The organism is Diaminobutyricibacter sp. McL0608 (genome assembly GCF_039613825.1).
GTDB lineage: Bacteria > Actinomycetota > Actinomycetes > Actinomycetales > Microbacteriaceae > Diaminobutyricibacter.
The window spans coordinates 3,776,924-3,797,667 of sequence record NZ_CP154826.1 but is presented as its reverse complement, the minus strand read 5'-3'; the positions used below and the strand labels follow the sequence as shown (position 1 = coordinate 3,797,667).

Annotated in this window: 25 protein-coding genes; 9 read left to right on the top strand and 16 right to left on the bottom strand. The window is 68.2% G+C overall.

The genetic code is table 11. The features are described 5' to 3' along the window. The first annotated feature begins 64 nt into the window (after nucleotides 1–64). On the top strand, nucleotides 65–1,228 hold the full coding sequence (locus tag AAYO93_RS18115; RefSeq protein WP_345762580.1) for a flavin-containing monooxygenase: 1,164 nt from the start codon (nucleotides 65–67) through the stop codon (nucleotides 1,226–1,228). Here AAYO93_RS18115 and AAYO93_RS18110 read toward each other — a convergent pair. After that, complete coding sequence (locus AAYO93_RS18110; RefSeq protein WP_345762579.1) at nucleotides 1,218–1,412, bottom strand: CsbD family protein; 195 nt, start codon at nucleotides 1,410–1,412, stop codon at nucleotides 1,218–1,220. The genes AAYO93_RS18115 and AAYO93_RS18110 overlap by 11 nt on opposite strands. Before the next feature lie 98 nt (nucleotides 1,413–1,510). Beyond that, nucleotides 1,511–2,242, bottom strand: a complete 732-nt coding sequence (locus tag AAYO93_RS18105) for a hypothetical protein (RefSeq protein WP_345762578.1) — start codon at nucleotides 2,240–2,242, stop codon at nucleotides 1,511–1,513. 149 nt (nucleotides 2,243–2,391) lie between these two features. On the opposite strand from AAYO93_RS18105, the gene AAYO93_RS18100 reads away from it, so the two are divergent. Beyond that, nucleotides 2,392–3,102 carry a GAF and ANTAR domain-containing protein gene (locus AAYO93_RS18100; protein ID WP_345762577.1) on the top strand — a complete coding sequence of 237 codons (711 nt, stop codon included), beginning with the start codon at nucleotides 2,392–2,394 and terminating at the stop codon, nucleotides 3,100–3,102. Next, the gene (locus AAYO93_RS18095; protein WP_345762576.1) at nucleotides 3,099–3,812 is read left to right on the top strand and encodes a GAF and ANTAR domain-containing protein; all 714 of its coding nucleotides are present in this window, start codon (nucleotides 3,099–3,101) and stop codon (nucleotides 3,810–3,812) included. Before AAYO93_RS18100 ends, AAYO93_RS18095 begins: the two co-directional genes overlap by 4 nt. A gap of 7 nt (nucleotides 3,813–3,819) precedes the next feature. Here AAYO93_RS18095 and AAYO93_RS18090 read toward each other — a convergent pair whose 3' ends face one another. The 5 genes from AAYO93_RS18090 to AAYO93_RS18070 form a co-directional block, all read right to left on the bottom strand. Continuing rightward, on the bottom strand, nucleotides 3,820–4,155 hold the full coding sequence (locus tag AAYO93_RS18090; RefSeq protein WP_345762575.1) for a hypothetical protein: 336 nt from the start codon (nucleotides 4,153–4,155) through the stop codon (nucleotides 3,820–3,822). Between the two features lie 190 nt (nucleotides 4,156–4,345). Further along, nucleotides 4,346–5,227, bottom strand: a complete 882-nt coding sequence (locus tag AAYO93_RS18085; protein WP_345762574.1) for a hypothetical protein — start codon at nucleotides 5,225–5,227, stop codon at nucleotides 4,346–4,348. A gap of 63 nt (nucleotides 5,228–5,290) precedes the next feature. Next, nucleotides 5,291–5,557: a DUF7218 family protein gene (locus tag AAYO93_RS18080; protein WP_345762573.1), complete on the bottom strand. Its 267-nt coding sequence runs from the start codon at nucleotides 5,555–5,557 to the stop codon at nucleotides 5,291–5,293. Nucleotides 5,558–5,648: 91 nt separating this feature from the next. After that, entirely contained in the window at nucleotides 5,649–5,813 is a 165-nt protein-coding gene (locus AAYO93_RS18075) for a hypothetical protein (protein WP_345762572.1), read from the bottom strand. A gap of 242 nt (nucleotides 5,814–6,055) precedes the next feature. Continuing rightward, nucleotides 6,056–6,310: a hypothetical protein gene (locus AAYO93_RS18070; RefSeq protein WP_345762571.1), complete on the bottom strand. Its 255-nt coding sequence runs from the start codon at nucleotides 6,308–6,310 to the stop codon at nucleotides 6,056–6,058. Between the two features lie 141 nt (nucleotides 6,311–6,451). On the opposite strand from AAYO93_RS18070, the gene AAYO93_RS18065 reads away from it, so the two are divergent. From AAYO93_RS18065 to AAYO93_RS18050, 4 genes are read left to right on the top strand one after another with little or no spacing between them, the layout of a single operon-like run. Continuing rightward, entirely contained in the window at nucleotides 6,452–7,240 is a 789-nt protein-coding gene (locus AAYO93_RS18065) for an SDR family NAD(P)-dependent oxidoreductase (protein ID WP_345762569.1), read from the top strand. Nucleotides 7,241–7,290: 50 nt separating this feature from the next. Further along, nucleotides 7,291–7,443, top strand: coding sequence for a hypothetical protein (locus tag AAYO93_RS18060; protein WP_345762568.1), 153 nt, complete (start codon nucleotides 7,291–7,293; stop codon nucleotides 7,441–7,443). A 53-nt stretch (nucleotides 7,444–7,496) separates the two neighbouring features. Continuing rightward, entirely contained in the window at nucleotides 7,497–10,148 is a 2,652-nt protein-coding gene (locus AAYO93_RS18055) for a DUF4062 domain-containing protein (protein ID WP_345762567.1), read from the top strand. After that, nucleotides 10,138–11,007 carry a hypothetical protein gene (locus AAYO93_RS18050; RefSeq protein WP_345762566.1) on the top strand — a complete coding sequence of 290 codons (870 nt, stop codon included), beginning with the start codon at nucleotides 10,138–10,140 and terminating at the stop codon, nucleotides 11,005–11,007. The genes AAYO93_RS18055 and AAYO93_RS18050 overlap by 11 nt, the downstream gene beginning before the upstream one ends. 3 nt (nucleotides 11,008–11,010) lie before the next feature. On the opposite strand, the gene AAYO93_RS18045 is transcribed toward AAYO93_RS18050, so the two are convergent. Continuing rightward, on the bottom strand, nucleotides 11,011–11,751 hold the full coding sequence (locus AAYO93_RS18045; protein WP_345762565.1) for a putative protein N(5)-glutamine methyltransferase: 741 nt from the start codon (nucleotides 11,749–11,751) through the stop codon (nucleotides 11,011–11,013). Nucleotides 11,752–11,908: 157 nt separating this feature from the next. Between AAYO93_RS18045 and AAYO93_RS18040 the strand changes: the two genes are divergently transcribed. Together AAYO93_RS18040 and AAYO93_RS18035 are read left to right on the top strand one after the other, a co-directional pair. Beyond that, nucleotides 11,909–13,084, top strand: coding sequence for an AI-2E family transporter (locus AAYO93_RS18040; protein WP_345762563.1), 1,176 nt, complete (start codon nucleotides 11,909–11,911; stop codon nucleotides 13,082–13,084). 137 nt (nucleotides 13,085–13,221) lie between these two features. After that, nucleotides 13,222–14,604 carry an ATP-binding protein gene (locus AAYO93_RS18035; RefSeq protein WP_345762562.1) on the top strand — a complete coding sequence of 461 codons (1,383 nt, stop codon included), beginning with the start codon at nucleotides 13,222–13,224 and terminating at the stop codon, nucleotides 14,602–14,604. Nucleotides 14,605–14,613: 9 nt separating this feature from the next. On the opposite strand, the gene AAYO93_RS18030 is transcribed toward AAYO93_RS18035, so the two are convergent. The 8 genes from AAYO93_RS18030 to AAYO93_RS17995 all read right to left on the bottom strand — a co-directional run bounded on the left by AAYO93_RS18030 (nucleotide 14,614) and on the right by AAYO93_RS17995 (nucleotide 20,718). Beyond that, complete coding sequence (locus AAYO93_RS18030; RefSeq protein WP_345762561.1) at nucleotides 14,614–15,411, bottom strand: CPBP family intramembrane glutamic endopeptidase; 798 nt, start codon at nucleotides 15,409–15,411, stop codon at nucleotides 14,614–14,616. A gap of 210 nt (nucleotides 15,412–15,621) precedes the next feature. After that, nucleotides 15,622–17,094, bottom strand: coding sequence for a sensor histidine kinase (locus AAYO93_RS18025; protein ID WP_345762560.1), 1,473 nt, complete (start codon nucleotides 17,092–17,094; stop codon nucleotides 15,622–15,624). Then, nucleotides 17,091–17,849 carry a response regulator transcription factor gene (locus AAYO93_RS18020; RefSeq protein WP_345762559.1) on the bottom strand — a complete coding sequence of 253 codons (759 nt, stop codon included), beginning with the start codon at nucleotides 17,847–17,849 and terminating at the stop codon, nucleotides 17,091–17,093. The genes AAYO93_RS18025 and AAYO93_RS18020 overlap by 4 nt, the downstream gene beginning before the upstream one ends. Before the next feature lie 88 nt (nucleotides 17,850–17,937). Next, nucleotides 17,938–18,387: a VOC family protein gene (locus AAYO93_RS18015; RefSeq protein ID WP_345762558.1), complete on the bottom strand. Its 450-nt coding sequence runs from the start codon at nucleotides 18,385–18,387 to the stop codon at nucleotides 17,938–17,940. A 19-nt stretch (nucleotides 18,388–18,406) separates the two neighbouring features. After that, the gene (locus AAYO93_RS18010; RefSeq protein ID WP_345762557.1) at nucleotides 18,407–18,871 is read right to left on the bottom strand and encodes an SRPBCC family protein; all 465 of its coding nucleotides are present in this window, start codon (nucleotides 18,869–18,871) and stop codon (nucleotides 18,407–18,409) included. Nucleotides 18,872–18,927: 56 nt separating this feature from the next. Then, entirely contained in the window at nucleotides 18,928–19,257 is a 330-nt protein-coding gene (locus AAYO93_RS18005) for an ArsR/SmtB family transcription factor (protein WP_345762556.1), read from the bottom strand. Between the two features lie 86 nt (nucleotides 19,258–19,343). Beyond that, a complete protein-coding gene (locus tag AAYO93_RS18000) occupies nucleotides 19,344–20,288 on the bottom strand; it encodes a DUF559 domain-containing protein (RefSeq protein ID WP_345762555.1) in 945 nt (314 codons plus the stop codon). Between the two features lie 157 nt (nucleotides 20,289–20,445). Then, entirely contained in the window at nucleotides 20,446–20,718 is a 273-nt protein-coding gene (locus AAYO93_RS17995) for a DUF2277 domain-containing protein (RefSeq protein ID WP_345762554.1), read from the bottom strand. Between the last annotated feature and the right edge of the window lie 26 nt (nucleotides 20,719–20,744).

Here is a 20,744-nt window from a genome sequence, read left to right as displayed (position 1 = left end):
CCCGGCGCGAATCTGGCGCACACTGCCGAAGCCGCCACCCGTCCATGGCCCGTAGCGTGCGGGTATGAACACGGAAACGCACGTCGACACTATCGTCATCGGGGGCGGCCAGGCCGGCCTCTCGGTGTCGTACCACTTGCGCGAACGCGGTGTGGAGCACCTCGTTCTCGACGCCTCAGCGCGCATCGGAGACGCGTGGCGCAACCGCTGGGACAGCCTGCACCTGTTCACGCCCGCCCGCTACGACGGCCTCGACGGGATGCGCTTCCCGGGCGACCCCGCCGACTGGCCGTCGAAGGACGCCATGGCCGACTACCTCGAGCTCTACGCCCGCAAGTTCGGACTCCCGGTGCGGAGCGGGATGCGGGTGGACGAGCTCACGCGGAGGGCGGACGGCGTCTTCGTCGCTCGTTGCGGCGACGAGATCTTCACTGCACGCAGCGTGGTCGTGGCGATGTCGAACTACCAGGTTCCGCGCGTCCCGGCCTTCGCGTCGGAGCTCAGCCCGGACATCCGCCAGCTGAACGCCGGGGAGTACCGGAGTCCCGATCAGCTGCTGCCCGGGCGCGTACTCCTCGTCGGCGCCGGCAACTCTGCGGCCGAGATCGCGAAGGAACTCGCAGCCACGCATCCGGTCACTGTGGCGGGGCCGAGCACCGGTGAGGTCCCCGGTTCGTTCACGAGTCCGATCAGCAGGCATGTGGTCGTCCACATCCTCAACGGCTTCGTGTTTCCGCGCGTGATGTCGGTGAACACCCCGATGGGACGGAAGGCCCGGCCGAAGATCATGAGCAAAGGGGTGCCGCTGATCAGGGTCAAGTCGAAGGATCTGGCGCGCCTGGGCGTCGAGAGGGCCGGCCGCGTGACCGGCGTCGAGGGTGGCGCGCCCGTGCTCGATGGCGCGACCGTCATCGACGTCGAGAACGTCGTGTGGTGCGCCGGTTTCACGCCCGGCTTCAGCTGGATCCGGATGCCCATCCTCGACGAGCACGGCGAGCCGCGGCACGAGCGGGGCGTGGCCGCGGAAGTGCCCGACCTGTATTTCGTCGGACTGCATTTCCTCACGGCGATGTCGTCGGCGATGGTGCACGGGGTCGGCCGGGATGCCGCCCGGATCGCAGCGCTCGTGAGCGACGGGGCCGGCAGCCGGGGGGCCGCAGACGCGAACGGACCCCTCCGGGAATCCGAAGGGGTCCGCCACGCGGGCTCGGTGGAGGCTAGCGCTTGAAAGCGTCCTTCACGTTCTCGCCGGCGTCCTTGACGTTCTCGCCTGCCTTCTTGGCATCAGCGGACGCCTGGTCGGCCTTGCCCTCGACGACCTTCCCCTGGTCGTTCGTCATGTGCCCCACTGCCTCTTCGGCCTTGCCTTTGAGGTCCTGTGCTTCGTTCTTCATCTTGTCCGACGCGCTCATCTGAGCTCCTTCCGTCCCTTCGAGCCAACGCCCGAACGGATGCGCGGACAAGGGGGTAGAAAGGCCGTGCGTTCGCGTGTAATGTGCGCGGAACCGCGTCACCCGATCAGCGAGACGGCTCGGGCGATCACCAGTGCGAGCAACACGAAGCCCGCGAACGATTCGAGCGCCATCAGCATTTTCGCGCGGTGCGAGAGTGGCATCGCGTCTGTCGCGCTGAACGCCATCGAATTCGACAGCGAGAAGTAGAGGTAGTCGAGGAAGACCGGCACCCAATCGATCTTCGCCGACGAACCGGCCGCGACCTCGTCGATCGCATCGTGGTCCTCATCCTGCGGGAAGCGGAAATCCGCAGCGGGAAGCTTCTTGCGTGCGACAGTCACGCGCGAGACCGGGCCGCCCCGGTCCATCCCCCAGTAGATGAGGGCGAAGACGATCACGTTGGTGATCCAGACCTGCAGCGAGGCGAGAAGCAGAGTGTTGCCGTTCTGCGACTTGTGAAGCAGCAGGACGATCACTTCGGCGAACGCGACCAGGTTGGCCACGAGCAGGAGGGTCGCCAGCCCGATCTCCAGCCGGCGCGACCACTTCGTCTCGCGGGTGAAATGGTGCGGGTTGAAGATGATGAGCGGGATGAGGAGTGCGAGGCACACGCCCACGACCGCGTACCGGATGCCGACGGTGACCGTGCTCGGGAGCAGGGCGTACAGGGCGAGCGCGATGAGTGTTGCGACCACGGGCGGCCAGCGGTGCTCAGGCGCAACGTCACGGGCCCGGGCGTCAGGCCCGCCCGAGTCGTCCTGGGTCTTCGCGCGGTCGGCCGGACTCACGACGTGAGACCGAGGCGCTGGAGTGTCGTATCGGTCATGGTCCTTCTTCCGCCGGTGCCCGGAACGGTACTCGCACCACGGCGCTTGTCAACATCTTTGCGGTTCATTCCCTGCTCGAGGGGCTAGTTTTGATGGGGACGGGGTGAGTGATGACAGTCGATTTCGATGCAGCGGCGCATGACCTGTCCAACGCGTTCATCGCGCGCCGGAGCTACTGCGCGCCCTTCCTCTCGCTGATCCCTGTGACGGGGGCGGCGATCTCGACGATCGGCACGCTGGTGGCGCCGGAGACGGTGTGCGCTTCGGATGCCGCGGCCGCCCGACTCGACGAGGTGCAGTTCGACCTCGGAGAAGGCCCGTGCTGGGAGGCGCTCGCGACGGGACGTCCCGTGCTCGAGCGCGATATCCGTGACGGCGCCCGGGGCGCGTGGCCGGCGTTCGTCGAGGCTGTGCGCGACCTGCCCGTGCGTGGGGTCTACGCTTTCCCGCTCACGATCGGCCGCATGAATGTCGGTGTCATCGACCTCTACAGCTCCCGGCCGGCAGAGCTGCAGGACGGCCACCAGCGCGACGCAGAGGCGCTGGCGAGCATCGCCGCGCGGCAGATCCTCCGCGAACTGGTCATGCGCTCGGGTGACGAGGGGGAGGACGACCCCGGTAGCGAATTCTCGCGCCGCACAATCCACCAGGCGACCGGAATGGTGCTCGCGCAACTCAACGTCAGCCCAGACGATGCCGTTCTGATCCTTCAGGCGCACGCCTACTCATCCGGTCGCTCGCTCCGCGACGTCGCAGACGACGTGCTCGCGCGGCGACTCGACTTCGCCACCGGACTCGGCGAAGGCGGTGAGGGACGATGACGGTCAACGAACGCGAGGCCGAGATCATCCGCACCTTCGCCACGCTCGCCGACAGCCTGGTCGCCGGATTCGATGCGGTCGATCTGCTCCAGCTCCTGGTGGAGCGGTCTGCCGCGCTTCTCGATGCGACGGATGCGGGCATCCTGCTCGCCGACGGAACGGGCCGACTCGAAGTGGTCGCCGCGACGGACGAGCGCAGCCAGCTCGTCGAGCTGATGCAGCTGGGGCACGACGGCGGACCGTGCGTCGAATGCTTCACGAGCGGCGTACCGATCAGCATCCCCGACATCAGTGCCCTGCACGATCGCTGGCCGCTCTTCCGGAATGCGGCCGTCGCACAGGGCTTCCACGCCCTGCATGCCGTACCGCTCAGGCTTCGCGAGAAGACGATCGGCTCGCTCAACCTGTTCGGCGACCAGCCTGGCGAGCTCGGCGAGTTCGATTTGGTGGCGGCTCAGGCGCTCGCCGACGTGGCGACCATCAGCATCCTGCAGGAGCGCGCCGTGCGCGAAAGCGACCTCATCGCGGAGCAGCTCGAGCGGGCGCTCGACAGCCGGGTGATCATCGAGCAGGCGAAAGGCGTCGTGGCCTATGTCAGCCAGGTTCCGGTCGACGAGGCGTTCCGTATGATCCGCGCGTATGCCCGGGACCACCAGCGCGGGATCGTGGACGTGTCGAGTGACATCGTCCAGCGACAGCTTTCGCTCTGACCGGTTGTCAGAGTTCGTACGCGTCGAACGTCGTGTAGTCGGGTGTCTCCACGGGACGCGCGATGATCACGCCGGCGGTCAGCTTCGCCTCTGTGCGCAGGTGCCGTTCGGTCTCGGGTTCACGCAGTTCGGAGCCGATCGCACGTGCGCTCACTGTGGCGATCTGGTTCGCCCACCCGATCAGGAACTGCGCGCGCTCGATCACTCCCTGGCCGTTGACGAACGGGATGTCCACGAACGCGACCCGGCGCTGGTTCCACAAGGCGGTCGCGTACTCCATGATCGCGTCGGCGATGGCCGTGCCGGTCAGGTAGCTGCCGGCAGCATTCGAGATCTTCTTCATCGCTTTGACGCCCCTTCTACGGTGTTGCTCATGACGGCTGTTCTGCCGGACGTCACCGGGGTCTGGGGTAACGTGTGCGACACTACGCGCGCCTCCCGCGAATGTGAACCCCCAGGCGTCCTGGTCGACGAGCACAGGAAACGGGGTCTCAACGTTCGGTGACAGCCGGCCTTTTCCTGTGCTGGGCGGGTCAGGATTCGGATTCGAGGGCCCGGCGGGCGTCGCGGGCCTCGCGTTCGAGCGACTTGCGGCGCCGGCGGAGCTCGCGTTCGGCCTCGCGCGCGGCGGCGAGAGCCGATTCGGCGGATGCGAGCTCACGCGAGAGACGATCGCGTTCGGCTTCGAGGGCGGCCAGGTTTTCGCCCACCTCTGACATCGACTCCGTCACCTCGGTGAGTTCGGCGAGGGTTCGCTCGGCACGCTGGACGGCGGCCGTGTGGCGGCGTTCCCGCGCCTTGCGTTCTGCGGCGGATTCGCGTGGTTCCGTGTCGGATGCGGATGCGGATGCGGGCTCGCCGGCTTTCGCCCGCTTCGCGGGGGGCCCGGATGCGGGCGCCTGCATCCGCGCCTCGAACTGTTCGACGTCGATTGGGAGCGCGACGGCCGCCGCCAGGTCGACCGGTTCGAGACCGCTCGACTCGAGGCCGCGCACCAGGAATCCGCTCTGCAGTGCGGCTGCGGCCGCCCGGTCGATCATCGCTGCCTGCAAGGTCTCCTCGACCTCGCGCAGCGTGCTCGGGCTGAGACCTTCGACGACCGTGGCGAGCTTCTTCTCCGCGGAGGCGAGCACCTGCTGGCGTCGCCGTGAGAAATCCCTGACTGCGTCGCGATCGAGGCCCTCCTGGGCTGCGCGCAGGCCGGCCCCGACCGCGAGCAGTTCGTCGACCGCATCCGGTTCGGCGCGCACGAAAGCGTTGACGGCGCCCGCAGCGGCCGATGGCTTGCGGAAGGCGCGGATCGTTCGAGCGGCCTCGGGGTCGGGCTCGTCCTTCGCGGCGGCGTTCCGCCCAGGGACGAATTCGGCGGGAGGCAGCGCGTACAGGGTTCGCGCTACCTCATCGAGTCGGACCACGACGCCACGCTACTCCCGCTGGGGCCGGCATCCGCAAGGACCTGCGACGGCGGTGCGGACGCGTCAGTGGTTTCGCAACTCGCTGATGAGTTCGGACTTCTTCTTCGACGAATACCCGGTGAGGCCGAGTTCCTTGGCGCGCTTGCGCAGGTCGGCTACGGTCGAGTCATCGTATGAGCCCGATTCGCCGCCTTTTCGGCCGACGCTCGAGCGCCCTCGCTGGGCGGCGGCGTTGGAGATGCGCGCCGACTTCTCCTTGGAGTTGCCCTCTTTGCGCAACTCCTCGTACAGCTTCTGGTCTTTCAGTTCCGGCTGGCGTCCTGGCGCCATGACGGCCTCCTTCGCTCTCGGGAGATAGACCGGACCCCCGGCCCGTCAGGGTGCTGACGTTCCGGGGGCCAGGTGGTACTGGTGCTGGGCGCTATACCGAGCGACGACCGCTGATCAGGCGGACGAGCCACACGATGATCGCCAAAACAAGGAGGATGATGCCCACCCACAGCAGCCAGTTCAGGGCTGACACGAATCCGCCGGTGAAGAGGAGCACGATCGCAATGATTGCGACGATGAGGAGCAGAATGTTCATTTTTCGGACCTGCTTTCGTTTGAGGGCGATCAAGCCCAGATCAGACGCTAGCCCCGTTCAGGGGACAGGTTCGACCCCTTGACTTGCCAGGCGACCAGTGGTTGGCTCGCGCGCGAGCCGATGCGGCCGTCCCACGCGTGACGACGCCGATTGGTTGCCAAAAGATCGAGAACCAGCGCGATTGGTTGCCAATAGTTTGGCGAGCAATCAAACAACTGGAGGCCGAAAGGGCCAGCCGGGGGCTACGAGCGGTGGTGGGCGATCGCGCGCCCGACGAGGACGATGAGCGCGGCCAGCGCGAAGACTCCCGCGAGCGAGAGGGAGGCCCCGACGAGGTGACGCCGCAGAGCGGCCACCTGCGCGCGCAGGCTCAGGCGCTCCCGGATGTCCTCGACCGCGATCGCCAGGTCGGCACGCGCTCTCTCGACGTCCGTCATCTCTTCGTCGGTCATCCCCACCCATGGCCGTTCCACTTCGGTGCGCCACGTCTGCACCATTCCCGGACCGCCTCTCGCTTCGGAGCTCCCGGGCGCCGACCCCACCCCTGCGGCGCGCGCCTGACCCGCACGATACTCCGCACACCGCACCGCGGCTACGCTCGTGGTGCGGTCGCCCCGGCCGCGGCGAGGAGAACACCCATGACGGCACCGGAACCGACCACGCTCGCGAGCCCGTTCGACCTGACCGGCTCGACCGCACTCGTGACCGGTGCGGCACGCGGCCTCGGCCGCGCGATCGCCCTCGACCTGGCTCGGGCGGGTGCGGATGTGGCCCTCGGAATGCGCGACCCGCTCACCGACCATGGCCTGGTCGCCGAGATCACCGCCCTCGGCCGCCGAGCACTGCCGGTCGCCATGGACGTCACCGACCTCGACCAGAGCCGCGACGCGATCGACCGCGCCGCCGCCGAGTTCGGCTCGCTCGACATCCTCGTCAACAACGCGGGCGGCGGCATCAACGCGGCAGCGCTGGACGTGACGGAGGCCGACTTCGACACGGTCTGGGCGCTCAACACGCGGTCGACCTTCTTCCTCTCGCAGCACGCAGCGCGGCACATGATCGCCTCGGGCGGCGGGTCCATCGTGAACATCGCATCGCAGGCGGGTCTCGTCGCGCTCCCGGGTGAGGCGTCGTACTGCACGGCGAAGGCCGCCGTCGTGCACCTGACCCGCTGCCTCGCGGTCGAGTGGGGCGAGCACGGCATCCGGGTGAACGGGGTCGCACCGACCTTCATCGAGACCGACGGCACGAGCGCCGCCCTCTCCGATCCCGCGTTCCGCGCCGACACGGTCGAGCGCATCGCGGCGCTCCATCGCATCGGCGTGCCGCGTGAGGTCTCCGGTGCCGTCGTGTTCCTCGCTTCTCCCGCAGCATCCCTCGTCACCGGCCAGACCCTCGCGATCGACGGAGGCTGGACGGCCCGCTAGGTCTCGGCGGGAATGACGCGAAAGCCACGTCGCGCGGAGGAGGGCCGATCGTGACCGAACAGGCCCTCCTTTATACGTATCTCGACGGCAGCATCGGAACCTGCCTGATCCTCGTCACCCTCTCGCCGGCGGTCGTCATCGTGGGCTTCGAGACCATCGCCCACCGGCATGAGGCCGTGGCTCTGGCGCGCGCCCTCCGATGACCGGCCGGGGCCGGGGCTGGACAGAACGGCCCCGGGGCAACAGACTTTCGGACATGAGCGTTACCGCTCGTACGATCCGAACGCCTGATCAGCGATTACGGGTCTTCGTCAGCTCGACACTCAAGGAACTCGCTGCTGAGCGCCGGGCGGTCCGGTCTGCCATCGAGCGCCTCCACCTCGCTCCGGTTATGTTCGAGCTGGGCGCCCGGCCGCACCCGCCACGCGAGCTGTACCGCGCCTACCTGGAGCAGAGCGACGTGTTCGTCGGCCTGTACTGGGAGCGTTACGGCTGGGTCGCGCCCGAAGAGGAGGTCTCGGGCCTCGAGGACGAGTACAACCTCGCACCGTCGACGCTCCCGCGTCTGATGTACATCAAGGAGCCGGCGGATGCGCGCGAGCCGCGCCTGGACGAGTTGCTGGGGCGCATCCGCAACGACGACATGGCCTCGTTCAAATACTTCTCGACACCGACCGAACTGGGTCGGCTGGTCGAAGCGGATCTCGCCACCCTGCTCGCAGAGCGGTTCGACGAGAGCCGCGCCGTGCTGGAGGCGGCCCTGGCGAGCTCCGAGGGCGCGGAGGCGGCGAATATCGGCGCGGTCGCAGCACCCGCCCCCGCAAACGACCGCGGCTACCTGCCCCTGCAGCTCACGCAGCTGATCGGCCGCGACGACGATGTCGCGGAACTCGAACGGATGCTCGCGGATCACGCCGCGCGCCTGGTGACCCTGACCGGACCCGGCGGCATCGGCAAGAGCAGGCTCGCGATCGCGGTCGCCTCCGCGATCGCCGGCCGCTACCCGGGAGGTGCCACCTTCGTCGGCCTGTCCCCGGTACGCGACCCGGAGCTCGTCCCGAACGCGATCGCTCTCGCCCTCGGCGTGCGCGACACGGGTGACGCGCCCATCCTCGACAAGCTGGTCGCAGCCGTCCGTGAGCGGCGCATACTGCTCATCCTCGACAACTTCGAGCAGGTCGTCGGCGCTGCACCGACGATGTCCCGGCTGCTGTCCGAGGCGCCCGGGCTCACGCTGCTCGTGACGAGCCGGGCGCTGCTGCGGATCAGCGGGGAACGCAGCTATGAAGTGGGGCCGCTCGGCCTCCCGGACTGGTCGCGGCGCCCCGCGCTCGACGAGGTCGTGGCGAGCCCGGCGGTCGCGCTCTTCACCGAGCGGGCGCGTGCGGTGAAGCCCGACTTCGAGGTCGGGCCCGACAACCAGGAGGCGGTCGCGCGGATCTGCGACGCGCTCGACGGGGTGCCGCTCGCCCTCGAGCTCGCGGCGGCGCGCATCCGCGTCCTCTCACCCGCCTCGCTTCTGGAGCGGCTCGACCGCAGGCTCGCCGTGCTCGTCGGCGGCGCCCGCGACCTGCCCGAGCGGCAGCAGACCCTGCGCAACACGATCGAGTGGAGCGCCGGACTCCTCGACGAGGAACAGCGGCGGATGCTCGCCAGGCTCGGAGTCTTCCGCGGCGGCTTCTCGCTGGAGGCGGCCGAGGCCGTCGCGGTCGACTCACCCGACGTCGACGCGCTCACCGTGCTCAGCGAACTGGTCGACAACAGCCTGGTCAGTCAGCAGGACCGTCGCACCTGGACTCGGTTCGTCATGCTGCAGACCGTGCGCGAATACGCGCTCGAGCAGTTGGGCGACGACGAGCGGGCGGAGCTGCAGAAACGTCTCGCGGAGTACTACCTCGAGCAGGGCGACCGGGTCGAATTCGAGCTGGAGGGGCCGCGGCAGCGCGAACTGGTGCAGCGTCTCACCGACGAACGCGACAACCTGCGGTCCGTACAGCGCTACCTGCTCGACACCAAGCGCTACGACCGGGCGGCACACCTGGCCTGGGCCCTCTACGTCTACTGGTGGGTCGGAGGCCACCTCGGCGAGGTCCGGAAGTGGATGGACGAGATCCTGGATTCCGGGACGGAGCTCGACGACGCGACCCACGCGATCGCGCTGTACTTCACGACGTCGATCGGTTTCTGGCAGGACCCGGACGGCATGGTCGCCCAGAGGCTGACCGAGAGCGCAGAGCTGTTCCACCGCACCGACAATCCGGGAGGAGAGGGACTCGCCGTGATCTCGCTCGGCATCGCTCTGCTCGCCCGCCTGAAGCCGGAGCCCGAGCAGGCCGCGGAAGCTTTCGAGACGGGACTGCGCTTGTTCCGGGAGAGCGGGGATGCCTGGGGTGAGTCGCTCGCGCTCATCACGCTGGGTCGTTTCGCGCTCGCGCAGGGCCGCGCGCAGGATGCGCTTGACCGTTTCGAGGCGAGCCTGACTCTGACCCGCGACCGTCATGACGAGCTCGGCGAGACCATCGCGATCCACCACGTGGCCTGGGCGCACCTGGCGCTCGGTGCGAGCGATCTCGCGGCCGAGGAGTTCCGCGCCGGCTTCGAGGAGTCGGTCGAGCTCGGCCACGTCGAAGGTGTCGCCTACGGGCTGGAGGGGATGGTCGCGATCGCGGCGATGCGCGGTGAGGCCGAACGCGCCGGTCGGATGCTGGGGGCGTGCCAGACGATCCGGACGCAGAGCGGCCTCCTGAACTCGGCCGCGCAGGCGCTGTACCGCCCGTTCGTCGACACGATTGTGGCGGGTGAGCTCGCCGCCGTGTTCGAGGCCGCGCGGTCGGCCGGCCGGGGCCTCTCCCTGGACGAGGCGGTCGAGTACGCACTCCAACCGGTGGAGGCCGGCGATGGCGGCTGACCCGGAAACCGGCGGTCGCGCGGGCGCGACGGACCGCATCCTGCGGTATACGAAGTGGGTGGCGCTGATCATCATCCCGTTCCTCGTGGTCGCGTGGGTGCTGCTCTACCTTCTGCCCGGCGACACGGAGCAGCTCTTCGCCTGGACGATCATGCCGCCGCTGACCGCGATGTTCCTGGCCTCCGCCTACCTCGGCGGGATCGTCTTCTTTATCAACGTGCTGAGGCCGAACACGTGGCACCGAGTCCGCCACGGCTTCCCGGCCGTGCTCGTCTTCGCGACCCTGTTGTCGATTGCGACCTTCCTGCACTGGGACAGGTTCCATCCCGGGCATATCTCGTTCATCGTGTGGGTGACCCTCTACGTCGTCACGCCGTTCCTCGTGCTCGCGGTGCTCATCCTCAATCGCGGTCAGGATCCCGGGGTGCCCGACGAGCGGGACTACGCGTTGCCCCTGGTCGTTCGCGTGGTGCTCGCCGTCATCGGCCTGTGCGCACTCGTCGCCGGGCTGTTCCTCTTCTTCTCGCCGCAGCAGACCATAGCCGTCTGGGCGTGGCTGTTGACCCCGCTGACGGCGCGGGTCGCCGGAGCCGTGCTGACGCTGCCCGGCGTGGTCAACGTGTGGATGCTGTGGGATGCGCGCTGGAGCGCGTTCCGCTGGGTTTTTCAGGCTCAGCTCGCCAGCCTCGTCTTCATCGTGGCGGCTCTCGGCCTCCGCCGCGACGACCTGCTCTGGGAACGCCCGTCCGCTGCGCTGTTCGTGGGTGGGATGATCTTCTCGCTCGTGGCATATGCCGGTTTCTACATATGGTGCGACGCCCGAGCGCGGGCACTGGCGCCGCGCGCTGCTCCGCTCTAGTCGTCAGTCGAGCAGGGTGCCGATGACGACGGTTCCGTCGAGCTCTTCCGAGCGCAGGATGCTCGCTGCGAACCCTGCCGCTTCGAAGGCCCGTACCGTCTCCGGCGCCTGGCGTTCACTCGTCTCGATGAGCAGCCTGCCATGCGGTCGCAGCCACTCGGGCGCGGCGAGAGCGATCCTCCGCTGGAGGTCGAGCCCGTCGGCACCGCCGTCGAGGGCGACCTGCGGCTCGTGGATGCGCGCCTCGTGCGGCATGAGGGCGATCGCGTCGGTCGGCACGTACGGCGCATTCGCGACGATGATGTCGACCCGGCCGACGATGAAGACCGGCAGGGGATCGAACAGGTCGCCCTCGAAGACCTGGCCGCGCGTCCCGAGGTTTGCGCGGGCGCAACGCACCGCGGCCGGTTCGATGTCGGCAGCGTAGATCTCGAGCCCGGGCTGGCGTGCGACCAGGGCCGTCGCGACCGCGCCCGAACCGCAGCACATGTCGACGACGACCATGCCCGGAGCGGCGAGGGCGCCGGCCTCCTCGACGAGCAGTTCCGTGCGCCTGCGCGGCACGAACACCCCGGCCCCGACGACCATACGCAGCCCGCAGAACGAGGCCCAGCCGACGATCACCTCGAGGGGCTCACCTGCCACTCGGCGCTGGACCATCACCTCGAGGTCCTCCGGCGATGAGGCCGCATCCAGCAGCATCCGCGCCTCGTCCTCGGCGAAGACGCAGCCTGCCGCGCGCAACCGGGCGACGATCGATGACTCGGAAAGGGAAGAGATGGCCGCGACTCCTCGAGGAGGTTGCTGGACTCACCAATGGTAGTCGTCCGCCGGGTGCGACGCGCGCGGTATTGTCGAGCAGCCAGAAGCGCAATACTCTCGGCCGAGAAGGAAGGGCGCCATGACAGACGAGAACGTGTCCCAGCCAGCGACCAGCGTAGAGGTCGCACCGGCGGCGGGTGAGCCGGCTTCGGTCGCGTCGCAGTCTGCGGTCCATCCGGAGTCGCAACTGGAGTCCCAGCCTTTCACGGGTGCTGTGAGCACGCGACGCCCGCTGCGGTGGGGCTTCATCGTGACGCTCGGCGCCCTCGGCGCCCTCGCCACCGGCCTCGCGGTCTACAACCTGCGCACGATCGTGTTCTCGATCTTTCTCGCGATGTTCATCACGGTCGGCCTCGACCCGCTGGTGCGGTTCTTCCAGCGCCACGGGATGACCCGCACGTGGGCGATCGTTACAGTGATCCTCCTCATCGTCGCGGTCCTCGTCGGCATCATCTGGGTGGTCGTGCCGCTGATCGTGAACCAGATCCAGACGCTCATCCAGGTCATACCGCAGGAGGTCGCGAACCTGAGGGAACAGGGGTGGTTCGATCCGTCGAACGCGGCCTCCAACGGCGTGCTCGGCCAGGTCGTGAACTGGGTCGCGAAAGAGGTCAGCGACCCGAAGTTCATCGCCTCCGTCGGCTCCGGCCTGGTCGGATTCGGCCTCAGTGTCATCAACGGTGTCACGACCGGGTTCTTCATCGCGGTGCTGACGATCTACTTCGTCGGCACCTACGACGCGACCAAGCAGGCCGGCTACCGCCTGGTCGCCGCATCACGGCGGGAGAGGTTCAAGGGGTACACCGAGCGCATCCTGCAGAATGTCGGCAAATATCTGAGCGGGATGGTCATCCTCGCGTTCTTCAACGCGGTCTACAGCGTGATCCTCCTGCTGATCGCCCAGGTGCCGGGCGCGTTCCTCATCGGCATCCTCGCGTTCTTCATCACGCTCATCCCGCTGATCGGCACTATCCTCACGACGGCCGTGATGACAGTGCTCGCGTTCATCCACTCGCCGACCTCGGGACTGGTCGTCCTGATCTTCATGCTGATCTACATGCAGGTCGAGGCATACATCCTGACGCCGAAGGTCATGAGCAAGGCGGTGAAGATCCCCGGATCGGTCGTGCTCATCTCGGCGCTGGCGGGCGGCACGCTCTTCGGGCTGCCCGGCGCGCTCGTCGCGATCCCCATCTCCGCGGGAATCATCCTCATCGTCACCGAAGTCGTGATGCCGACGAAGGAGCAGCTCTAGGCGCTGCCCCGCCGCCGAGAGCGCCCGTTCCGGTCGAGAGCGTCAGGCACAACTGCCACGCTCGACCGCAACTGCCGCACTCGGGCATCCGGCGGAATGCTTGTCGCAGCCCCCGGCCGCGCAATAGCCTCGGCAAGGTGACAACAACATCCGCGACCACCGCCGTCTCTCTCGACGGCCGCCTCTTCCGATTCGAAGGCAGCAGCGATTCGCCGTTCGTGCCCGGCGGTTTCGTCACCCTCACAGAGCCGCACGGCCGGGTGCAGATCGGGCAGGTCGACGCGCTCGAATTCACACCGACCGGGGAACTCGCGGGCGCCGGGACGCTCCTGGCCGCGATCGGCGAGCACGGATTCGACCGCCGGGCGACGGCGCCGTTCACGAGCGCCGTCGTCGCACCCGCCGATGCGGACACGATCGGACTGGTGCACTCGGAAGCCGGCGCCGCCCTGTCCGTGGGGTCCCTGCTGTCAGCGGACGGCATCCCCGCGCGGCTGGTGCCCCACCGCTTCAACCGGCACACGTTCTGGTGCGGCCAGAGCGGTTCGGGCAAGACCTACGCCCTCGGGGTGGTCCTCGAGCAGTTGCTCGTGCACGCGGCGCTGCCGATGGTGATCTTCGACCCCAACGCGGACTTCGTGCGGTTGCGCGAGCTGACGGACGCGGGAACCCCCGACGAGCAGCGCGCACTCGAGGAGCGCGACATCCGCATCCTGCGTCCCGGCCGCGGACCCGACTCGCTCTACGCGCGCTTCACCTCGCTCTCCCTGCGGGCGAAGGCGGCGCTGCTCCGGCTCGACCCCGTCGTCGACCGGGCCGAGTACAACGCGCTGCTGCGCCTCGAGGAGACGGTCGGCAGCGGTGACTCGGATGCGATCATCCCGCGACTGCGTGCCAGCGGCGACGAGGCGGCGCACCTGCTCGCGCTCCGGGTCGAGAATCTGCGCCTCGTCGACTGGGAGGTGTGGGCGCAGGAGCATCGTGCGGTGACCGAGATCCTCGACGAGCGCCCCGACGCGACCGTGGTCGACCTCGGCGGATTCTCCTACGCCGACGAGCAGCTCGTGGTGGCGATGGCCGTGCTCGACGACCTGTGGGCGAAGCGGGAGACGCGCCGGCCCATCCTGATCGTCATCGACGAGGCGCACAACCTGTGCTCACCCGACAACGACGGTCCGTTGCACCGGGCGGTCCGCGAACGGATCATCCAGATCGCCGCGGAGGGCCGCAAGTTCGGGCTCTGGCTGCTGCTGTCCACGCAGCGGCCGTCGAAGATCCACCCGAGCATCATCTCGCAGTGCGACAACCTGGCCCTGATGAAGATGAGCTCGCCGCTCGACCTCGACGAACTGGGCACGATCTTCGGGTTCGCGCCTCCCGCCCTCATCGCGCGGGCGCCACGGTTCCGGCAGGGGGAGGTTCTCTTCGCGGGCGGGTTCGTGCCGGCGCCGATCCTGGCGTCGATGCGCACGCGGCTCACCGTGGAGGGCGGGGTGGATGTGCGGGTGCCGCTGCGCTGAGACGGACAGTCACTTTCTGCGAAACCGTGGGTCGACGATGACGACGACGAGCGCCGCGACCAGGTAGAGCGCGGCGATGATCCAGCCGCCCAGCTCCGACCCGGCGACTTCGGGGGCAGCGAAGTCGATCGCCAGGTTGTGACCGGCGTGGGCGACCATCACGACCGCGAGACCGGCCCCGGAGCGGTTGTAGAGCCAGGCGTAGACCACGGCCGTCGAGATCAGCCGCACGAAGGTCTGCGCGACGTCCGCGCCGGTGATGTCAGCCCGTCCGACGGGGGTGAGCAGTGGCCAGAGATGCCAGACGCTCCAGAGGAGGCCGACGATGACCGCGGCACCGAGCATCCGTAACCGTCTTTGAAGGTGTTGCTGTCCGAAGCCGCGCCAACCGGGCTCCTCGCCGATCGAACCCGCGATGAGCGGACCAAGCAGCACGCCGAAGCCGGCCGCTGAAGGGACGACGAACCACTGCTGCGGCGGATGCCCGCCCACGCCGACGAAGATCGCGGTCGCCAGCAGCACGAGCACGAACGGCCCGAGGAGGGCGAGCGCGTACCACCGGACCCCGGCGCGCCAGTGGAGGAACTGGCCGAGGATCGAACGGAAACCTCCCGCGCCCGGAAGGAAGCCGGCGACCGCGAGCGCGACGAGTGCGGGGGAGTACGCGATGACCAGAATGGGCGGCGAGACATCACGGTAGCTGCCTCCGGACGAGTTCAGCCAGAGGGCGCAGAGAGCGGTGACGGCCAGGAGCGCGATCGCCCACACGACGACTGCGCGGACATCCCTCTTCGCCTGGCGCGCCATTGCCCCTCCCCACTGCTCCTCGCGTGGAACTGGTCGGAGTCTACGGCGAGGTCACCTCGCCCAAAAGAGCGCTGGTCGACTTATTGGGCACTCACTGGGCCCAAAACGGCAGCCGGACCGACACTTCGGGACCAGTGAGCAGGCGCTCAGGTGGGAAGGGGGCGCGGGCGGGTGGGAAGGCGGGGCGGATGCGCGGGATGGACGCCAGGGTCAGGCGGGAAGCGTGACGCGGAAGGCGGTGCGGCCGGGGGCGCTCTCGACGGAGACGCTGCCGCCGTGGGCCTCGGCGACGGCGTGCACGATCGCAAGCCCGAGGCCTGTGCTGCCTGCGGTGCGCGACCGCGACACATCGCCGCGCACGAATCGTTCGAACAGGGCCGGCTGGAGGTCCGCAGGAATGCCGGGTCCGTCATCCATCACGACCAGTTCGATCTGATCGCCGGCGACGCGTCGCAGACTCGTCACGACGTTCGTCCCGGGCGGGGTGTGGACGCGCGCGTTGGCCAGCAGGTTGACGACGACCTGCCGGAGCTGTCGAGCATCCGCCTTCACGACCACAGGGTCCTCGCTCATCTCCATCCGCCAGGTGTGGTCCGGACCGGCGAGGTGCGCATCCATCACCGCCTCGGTGACCATCGCCGAGAGGTCGACGTCGCGCACGTCCGATTCGGGGTCGGAATCGAGCCGCGCAAGCAGCAGGAGGTCCTCGACGAGCGACGTCATCCGCACCGCCTCTGACTCGATGCGGTCGACGTTGCGCCGGAGGCCAGGGGATGCGTCGTCGTAGGTCCGCTGCGACAGTTCGGCATACGCGCGGATCGTCGCAAGTGGCGTCCGGAGCTCGTGGCTCGCATCCGCCACGAACGTCCGCACCTTCGTCTCGGCGGCCTCGCGCACGACCAGCGCATTCGAGACGTGGCCGAGCAGGCGGTTGAGCGCAGTGCCGACCTGGCCGACCTCGCTGCCGGCCTCGATGTCCTTCTCGCTCACCCGCATCGTCTCCGGGACCTCGCCGCGGTCGAGCGTGAGCTCGGTGACAGCGGATGCGGTCGCCGCGACATGCTGCAACGGACGGAGCGCGCGCCTCACGCTCACTGCGGCGGCGGCGCCTGCCAGGAGCAGCCCGACGAGGGCGACGATCCCGATCACCAGGGCGAGCTGGTCGATCGTGTCCTGCACGCTGGCGAGCGGAAGCCCGGTGATGAAGACCGTTCCGTCAGCAGTGGCCGTGCTCTCCACGCGGTACGAGCCGAGACCGGCGAGCGTGACCGTGTGCGGGTCGCCGTCGCGGGGAACCGCGCGCAACTGGGTCTTCACGGCCGTCGACAGCTGGTGCTGGTGGCCCTGGCTGTCGGTGAAGCCCTGCACGACGACGGTGCCGTCGACAAGTACGGCGACGACGGTGTTCGGCGACTGCCCGGGAGCGCCGACGAAAGGATGGTCGCCGTCGGTGTCCGTGTTGCCGGTGCCGTTGCCACCGCCCGGCCCCTGACCGTGCGGCGGAAGATCGTTCTTCGCATCGACGGCGCGCTGCGACGCCTGGGTGAGGTTCTGGTCGACCTGGCCGAGCAGGTAGCTCTGGAGTGACAGGACCGTGACGATTCCGATGACCAGACTGGTCGCGGCGAGGAGGCCGGCGAGGATGGCCACCAGCCGCCAGCGCAGGGTGCGGGGGCGTTTCACGTCGCCGGTTTCAGGATGTAACCGGCGCCGCGCACGGTGTGGATCATCGGGTCGCGCCCCGCGTCGATCTTGCGACGCAGATACGAGACGTACATTTCGACCACGTTGGAGGTCGCGCCGAAATCGTACCCCCACACGTCGGCGAGGATCTGCTCCTTACTCAGGACGCGGCGCGGGTTGCGGGCGAAATACCGCAGGAGGTCGAACTCGGTCGCGGTCAGGTCGATGGACTCGCCGGCGCGGAAGGTCTCGCGGGTCTCCTCGTCGAGTTGCAGGTCTCCGACGGTCAGCCGTGCCTCGCCCGGGTCCATGGTCACGCCGGTGGAGCTGCGGGCGAGGCTTCTGCCGCGCGCGATGAGTTCGGCGATACTGAACGGTTTCGTGACGTAGTCGTCGCCGCCGGCTCGCAGGCCGACCAGGCGGTCCTCCTGCGAGTCCTTCGCGGTGAGGAAGAGCACCCGCGTCTCCTCCCGGTCGTTGCGCACCCTGGCGAGCACTTCGTAGCCGTCGAGGTCGGGCATCATGATGTCGAGAATGATGACGTCGGGGGCGAAGTCGCGCGCGGCGAACAGGACTTCCCGGCCCCGGTTCAGGGTGCGCACATCCCACCCGTCCGCTTCGAAGGCGAGACTCACGGCTTCGGCGAGGAGCTCTTCGTCGTCGACGACGAGCACGCGTAACGGCGAGCCGTCGACGCGCCGCAGGTTCGCGGTCGACGTCACGCGCGCGGGGCCGCGCTCATTCCGGGAGGTCACGCCTCAAGTATCGCGACCCCGCGCAACGCCCGCTGTGCTTTTCCTATGTGTTCGCGAAGAACGCGCGGCGGATGGGCTGGAGAGGCACTCAGGCGTCGATGCGCTCGCCCGCGGCAGTGAAGCGTTCGGGCGGGCCGTCCTGGGCGGCGGCGGGGTCCATCCAGAAGACCTCCCAGAAGTGGCCGTCGGGGTCGAGGAAACTCCTCGTGTACATGAACCCGTAGTCGTGGGTCTCTCGAGCGACACGTCCTCCGGCTGCGAGGGCACGGTCGACCAGCTCATCCACGCCTTCGCGGGTCTGAGCGGTGAGGCCGAGCATGGTCTCGGTCGCTGTATGCGCATCCGCCACCTCGGTCGTGATGTAAGTGGCGAAGTACGGACGGGTCAGCAGCACCACGAAAAGGGTGTCGCTGATGCGGACAGTCGTGTTCTGCTCGCCGGAGAAGTTCTCGTCGAACGTGTAGCCGAGGGCCGCGTAGAAGGCTCGCGACGCGGCGAGGTCTTCGACGGGGAGGTTGACGAACATCATTGTGGACATTGTTTCTGCCTTTCGCAGTTCAGTCCTCGACCGCTGTGGCCAGGGACTCGAGGAGTTCGATGGTGCCCTCTTTGCGCTGCTCGGTGTTGTCGAGGTCGTCGAAGTAGACGCCCTGCTCAGTCAGCGTGAGACGGGTTCCCGCGGCGGTCGGGGTGAGTTCGATCGAGGCGAGTGAGACGGAGAGGCGCTGCCCGTTGACGCGCATCTCGTAGTCGTAGACGAGGCGCAGGTCGTCGACGACCTCGTGGTAGTAGGCGTCGAAACGCGAGATCGGGCCGCCTTCGCCGAACTGGCCCTCGCTGTGTTCCCGGCCGCCCTCGCGGAAGTCGAGCGACGAGCCGATGTGCCGCCACTGCTCGCTGGGCGCTTCGAACCACTTGGCTTTAATGGCAGGGTCGGCGAAGGCGGCGAAGACCTTCTCAGGAGACGCCTTGTATTCGCGTTCGAGGGTGAACGTGCTGTGGGTGAGTTTGCGTTCGGTCATAGGTTGGTCCTTCCGGTCGTGGGTACTGGGCGATGGGATTGCTGCCGGGTTTGCCGTCAGTCGTCTTCTTCGAGGAGCGTGCCGAGGCGGTCGAGTCGACGTTCCCAGGTGGTGCGACGTTCGGTGATCCAGTCCTCGACGGTGCGAAGTGCTTCGGGCTCGATTCTGCAGATGCGCACTCGGCCCTCCTTCTCGGTGTGGATGAGTCCGCTCTCTTCGAGCACCCGGAGGTGCTGGAGGATGGCGGCGAGCGTCATCGCGAACGGCCGGGCGAGATCCGAGACGGATGCCGGCCCTTGCGTCATGCGGTCGACGAGCGCCCGCCGTGTCGGATCCGCAAGCGCCTGAAACATCAGGTCGAGCCCCGCCGCCGATTGCTTAAGCATATCCTTTAGTAAAGCACTTACTAAACTATCTCGCAACCCCGATTCACAGGCCGCGAGCACAGGAATAGTCCGCTCATAGTCGCCATTTAGCGAGACTTTTCCTGTGCTCGATCGGCGGAGGTCGCGAACTGCGAGCGGATGCGGCGGATCAGCCGCTCGGGATGACGATCGAGTTCACGCGCGGTGACGTAGACGACGACCCACCCCTCGGCTTCGAGACGTTCCCGGCGAAGGATGTCGTCTTCATACGTGTCCGTGTCCGTGCGATGATGGCGTCCCTGATACTCCACCGCGATCCGTTCGAAGGCGAAGGCCAGATCGACCATCGCCACCAGCGCGCCAGAGTCGCGACGTACGCGGAAGTTGAGCTCGGGCTCTGGCATGCCCGCAGCCTGGAGAAGGAGCCGCACTCGCGTCTCCCTGGGTGACAGCGGCCCATAGCGGATGAGTTCGAGGGCATGTCGCGCTCGTGCCGACCCGCGGACCCCGACGTGCCGACGGACGGCCGCCCTCAGTTCATCCAGCGAGCACAGCGGCGCATCGCCTGTGTACGGCTCGTCTCCAGTGATGAGGAAGTCGCCTGCGGCGACCAGTTCGGGCTCGTGGAGTGTGGCCGCGAGACGCACCCAGGTGTCCGCCGGGCCGACGACCGGCAGCTGGCCGACCGTGGTGAGCCGTTCGCCGCGCGGCTCCAGTTCGTGGGAGATGACACCGCGCAGCTTCGGCGCGCGCCGCGGTGCGAACACGGTGATGTGAACGGGCTCGTCGGCGAACCTATAGGGCAGCGGGACAGCGAGGATGGACGCTGCGGAGTGGTGACTGAAATGAAGACCTGGCTCAAGTCGCGGAAGGAGTGCCCGGCATCGATCCACGTGGTTCGAGAGATCCAGACCGCTGGAGCGCACACCGTGAAACGGCCTCTGCAGATCGTGCGACGACAGACGTGCGCGCGAGACCCCGGCCGCGCGGGCATCTCGGACGCGGAAAGGACCGCGCGCGATCTCTTCGGGGAGGGATCTGGGCGCGCGCATCCCCCCATCCTTCTCGAATCGTCAGCCGCGCCTCGTTTTCTCTCCACAGGCCCGACGAGCACAGGAAAAAGCGCCCCTAGGACCGGATTTGGCGAGCTCTTTCCTGTGCTCGCGGGAGGGCGGCGTGCGCGTGGCGCGCGGCGCGGAGCGCGGCGCGCTACGCGGCGGCGAAGCGGCGCTGGGAGCGCTCGCGCGCCTTCTGGGCCTCTTCTTCGCGGTTCTTCGGTGGCGCGGTCGTCACTAGGTCTGCGAGCAGGTGGCGCGAAATGTGGGCGATCTCTTCGACGGCGCGCTCGAACGCCTCGGCATTGGCCTTGGACGGCTTCGTCGAGCCACTGATCTTGCGTACGAACTGCAGCGCTGCGGCGTGCACCTCGTCGGCGGTGGCCGCGGGCTCGAAGTTGTAGAGGGTGTGAATGTTCCTGCACATGGTGACGAGGGTACTCGCGGCCGCCG

Excerpts from the sequence above, each read along its gene's own strand:
- AAYO93_RS18115 (WP_345762580.1), top strand. The coding sequence starts at position 65 with ATGAACACGGAAACGCACGTCGACACTATCGTCATCGGGGGCGGCCAG.
- AAYO93_RS18110 (WP_345762579.1), bottom strand. The coding sequence starts at position 1,412 with ATGAGCGCGTCGGACAAGATGAAGAACGAAGCACAGGACCTCAAAGGC.
- AAYO93_RS18100 (WP_345762577.1), top strand. The coding sequence starts at position 2,392 with ATGACAGTCGATTTCGATGCAGCGGCGCATGACCTGTCCAACGCGTTC.
- AAYO93_RS18095 (WP_345762576.1), top strand. The coding sequence starts at position 3,099 with ATGACGGTCAACGAACGCGAGGCCGAGATCATCCGCACCTTCGCCACG.
- AAYO93_RS18090 (WP_345762575.1), bottom strand. The coding sequence starts at position 4,155 with ATGAAGAAGATCTCGAATGCTGCCGGCAGCTACCTGACCGGCACGGCC.
- AAYO93_RS18080 (WP_345762573.1), bottom strand. The coding sequence starts at position 5,557 with ATGGCGCCAGGACGCCAGCCGGAACTGAAAGACCAGAAGCTGTACGAG.
- AAYO93_RS18075 (WP_345762572.1), bottom strand. The coding sequence starts at position 5,813 with ATGAACATTCTGCTCCTCATCGTCGCAATCATTGCGATCGTGCTCCTC.
- AAYO93_RS18070 (WP_345762571.1), bottom strand. The coding sequence starts at position 6,310 with ATGGTGCAGACGTGGCGCACCGAAGTGGAACGGCCATGGGTGGGGATG.
- AAYO93_RS18065 (WP_345762569.1), top strand. The coding sequence starts at position 6,452 with ATGACGGCACCGGAACCGACCACGCTCGCGAGCCCGTTCGACCTGACC.
- AAYO93_RS18055 (WP_345762567.1), top strand. The coding sequence starts at position 7,497 with ATGAGCGTTACCGCTCGTACGATCCGAACGCCTGATCAGCGATTACGG.
- AAYO93_RS18050 (WP_345762566.1), top strand. The coding sequence starts at position 10,138 with ATGGCGGCTGACCCGGAAACCGGCGGTCGCGCGGGCGCGACGGACCGC.
- AAYO93_RS18040 (WP_345762563.1), top strand. The coding sequence starts at position 11,909 with ATGACAGACGAGAACGTGTCCCAGCCAGCGACCAGCGTAGAGGTCGCA.
- AAYO93_RS18030 (WP_345762561.1), bottom strand. The coding sequence starts at position 15,411 with ATGGCGCGCCAGGCGAAGAGGGATGTCCGCGCAGTCGTCGTGTGGGCG.
- AAYO93_RS18015 (WP_345762558.1), bottom strand. The coding sequence starts at position 18,387 with ATGTCCACAATGATGTTCGTCAACCTCCCCGTCGAAGACCTCGCCGCG.
- AAYO93_RS18010 (WP_345762557.1), bottom strand. The coding sequence starts at position 18,871 with ATGACCGAACGCAAACTCACCCACAGCACGTTCACCCTCGAACGCGAA.
- AAYO93_RS18005 (WP_345762556.1), bottom strand. The coding sequence starts at position 19,257 with ATGCTTAAGCAATCGGCGGCGGGGCTCGACCTGATGTTTCAGGCGCTT.
- AAYO93_RS18000 (WP_345762555.1), bottom strand. The coding sequence starts at position 20,288 with ATGCGCGCGCCCAGATCCCTCCCCGAAGAGATCGCGCGCGGTCCTTTC.
- AAYO93_RS17995 (WP_345762554.1), bottom strand. The coding sequence starts at position 20,718 with ATGTGCAGGAACATTCACACCCTCTACAACTTCGAGCCCGCGGCCACC.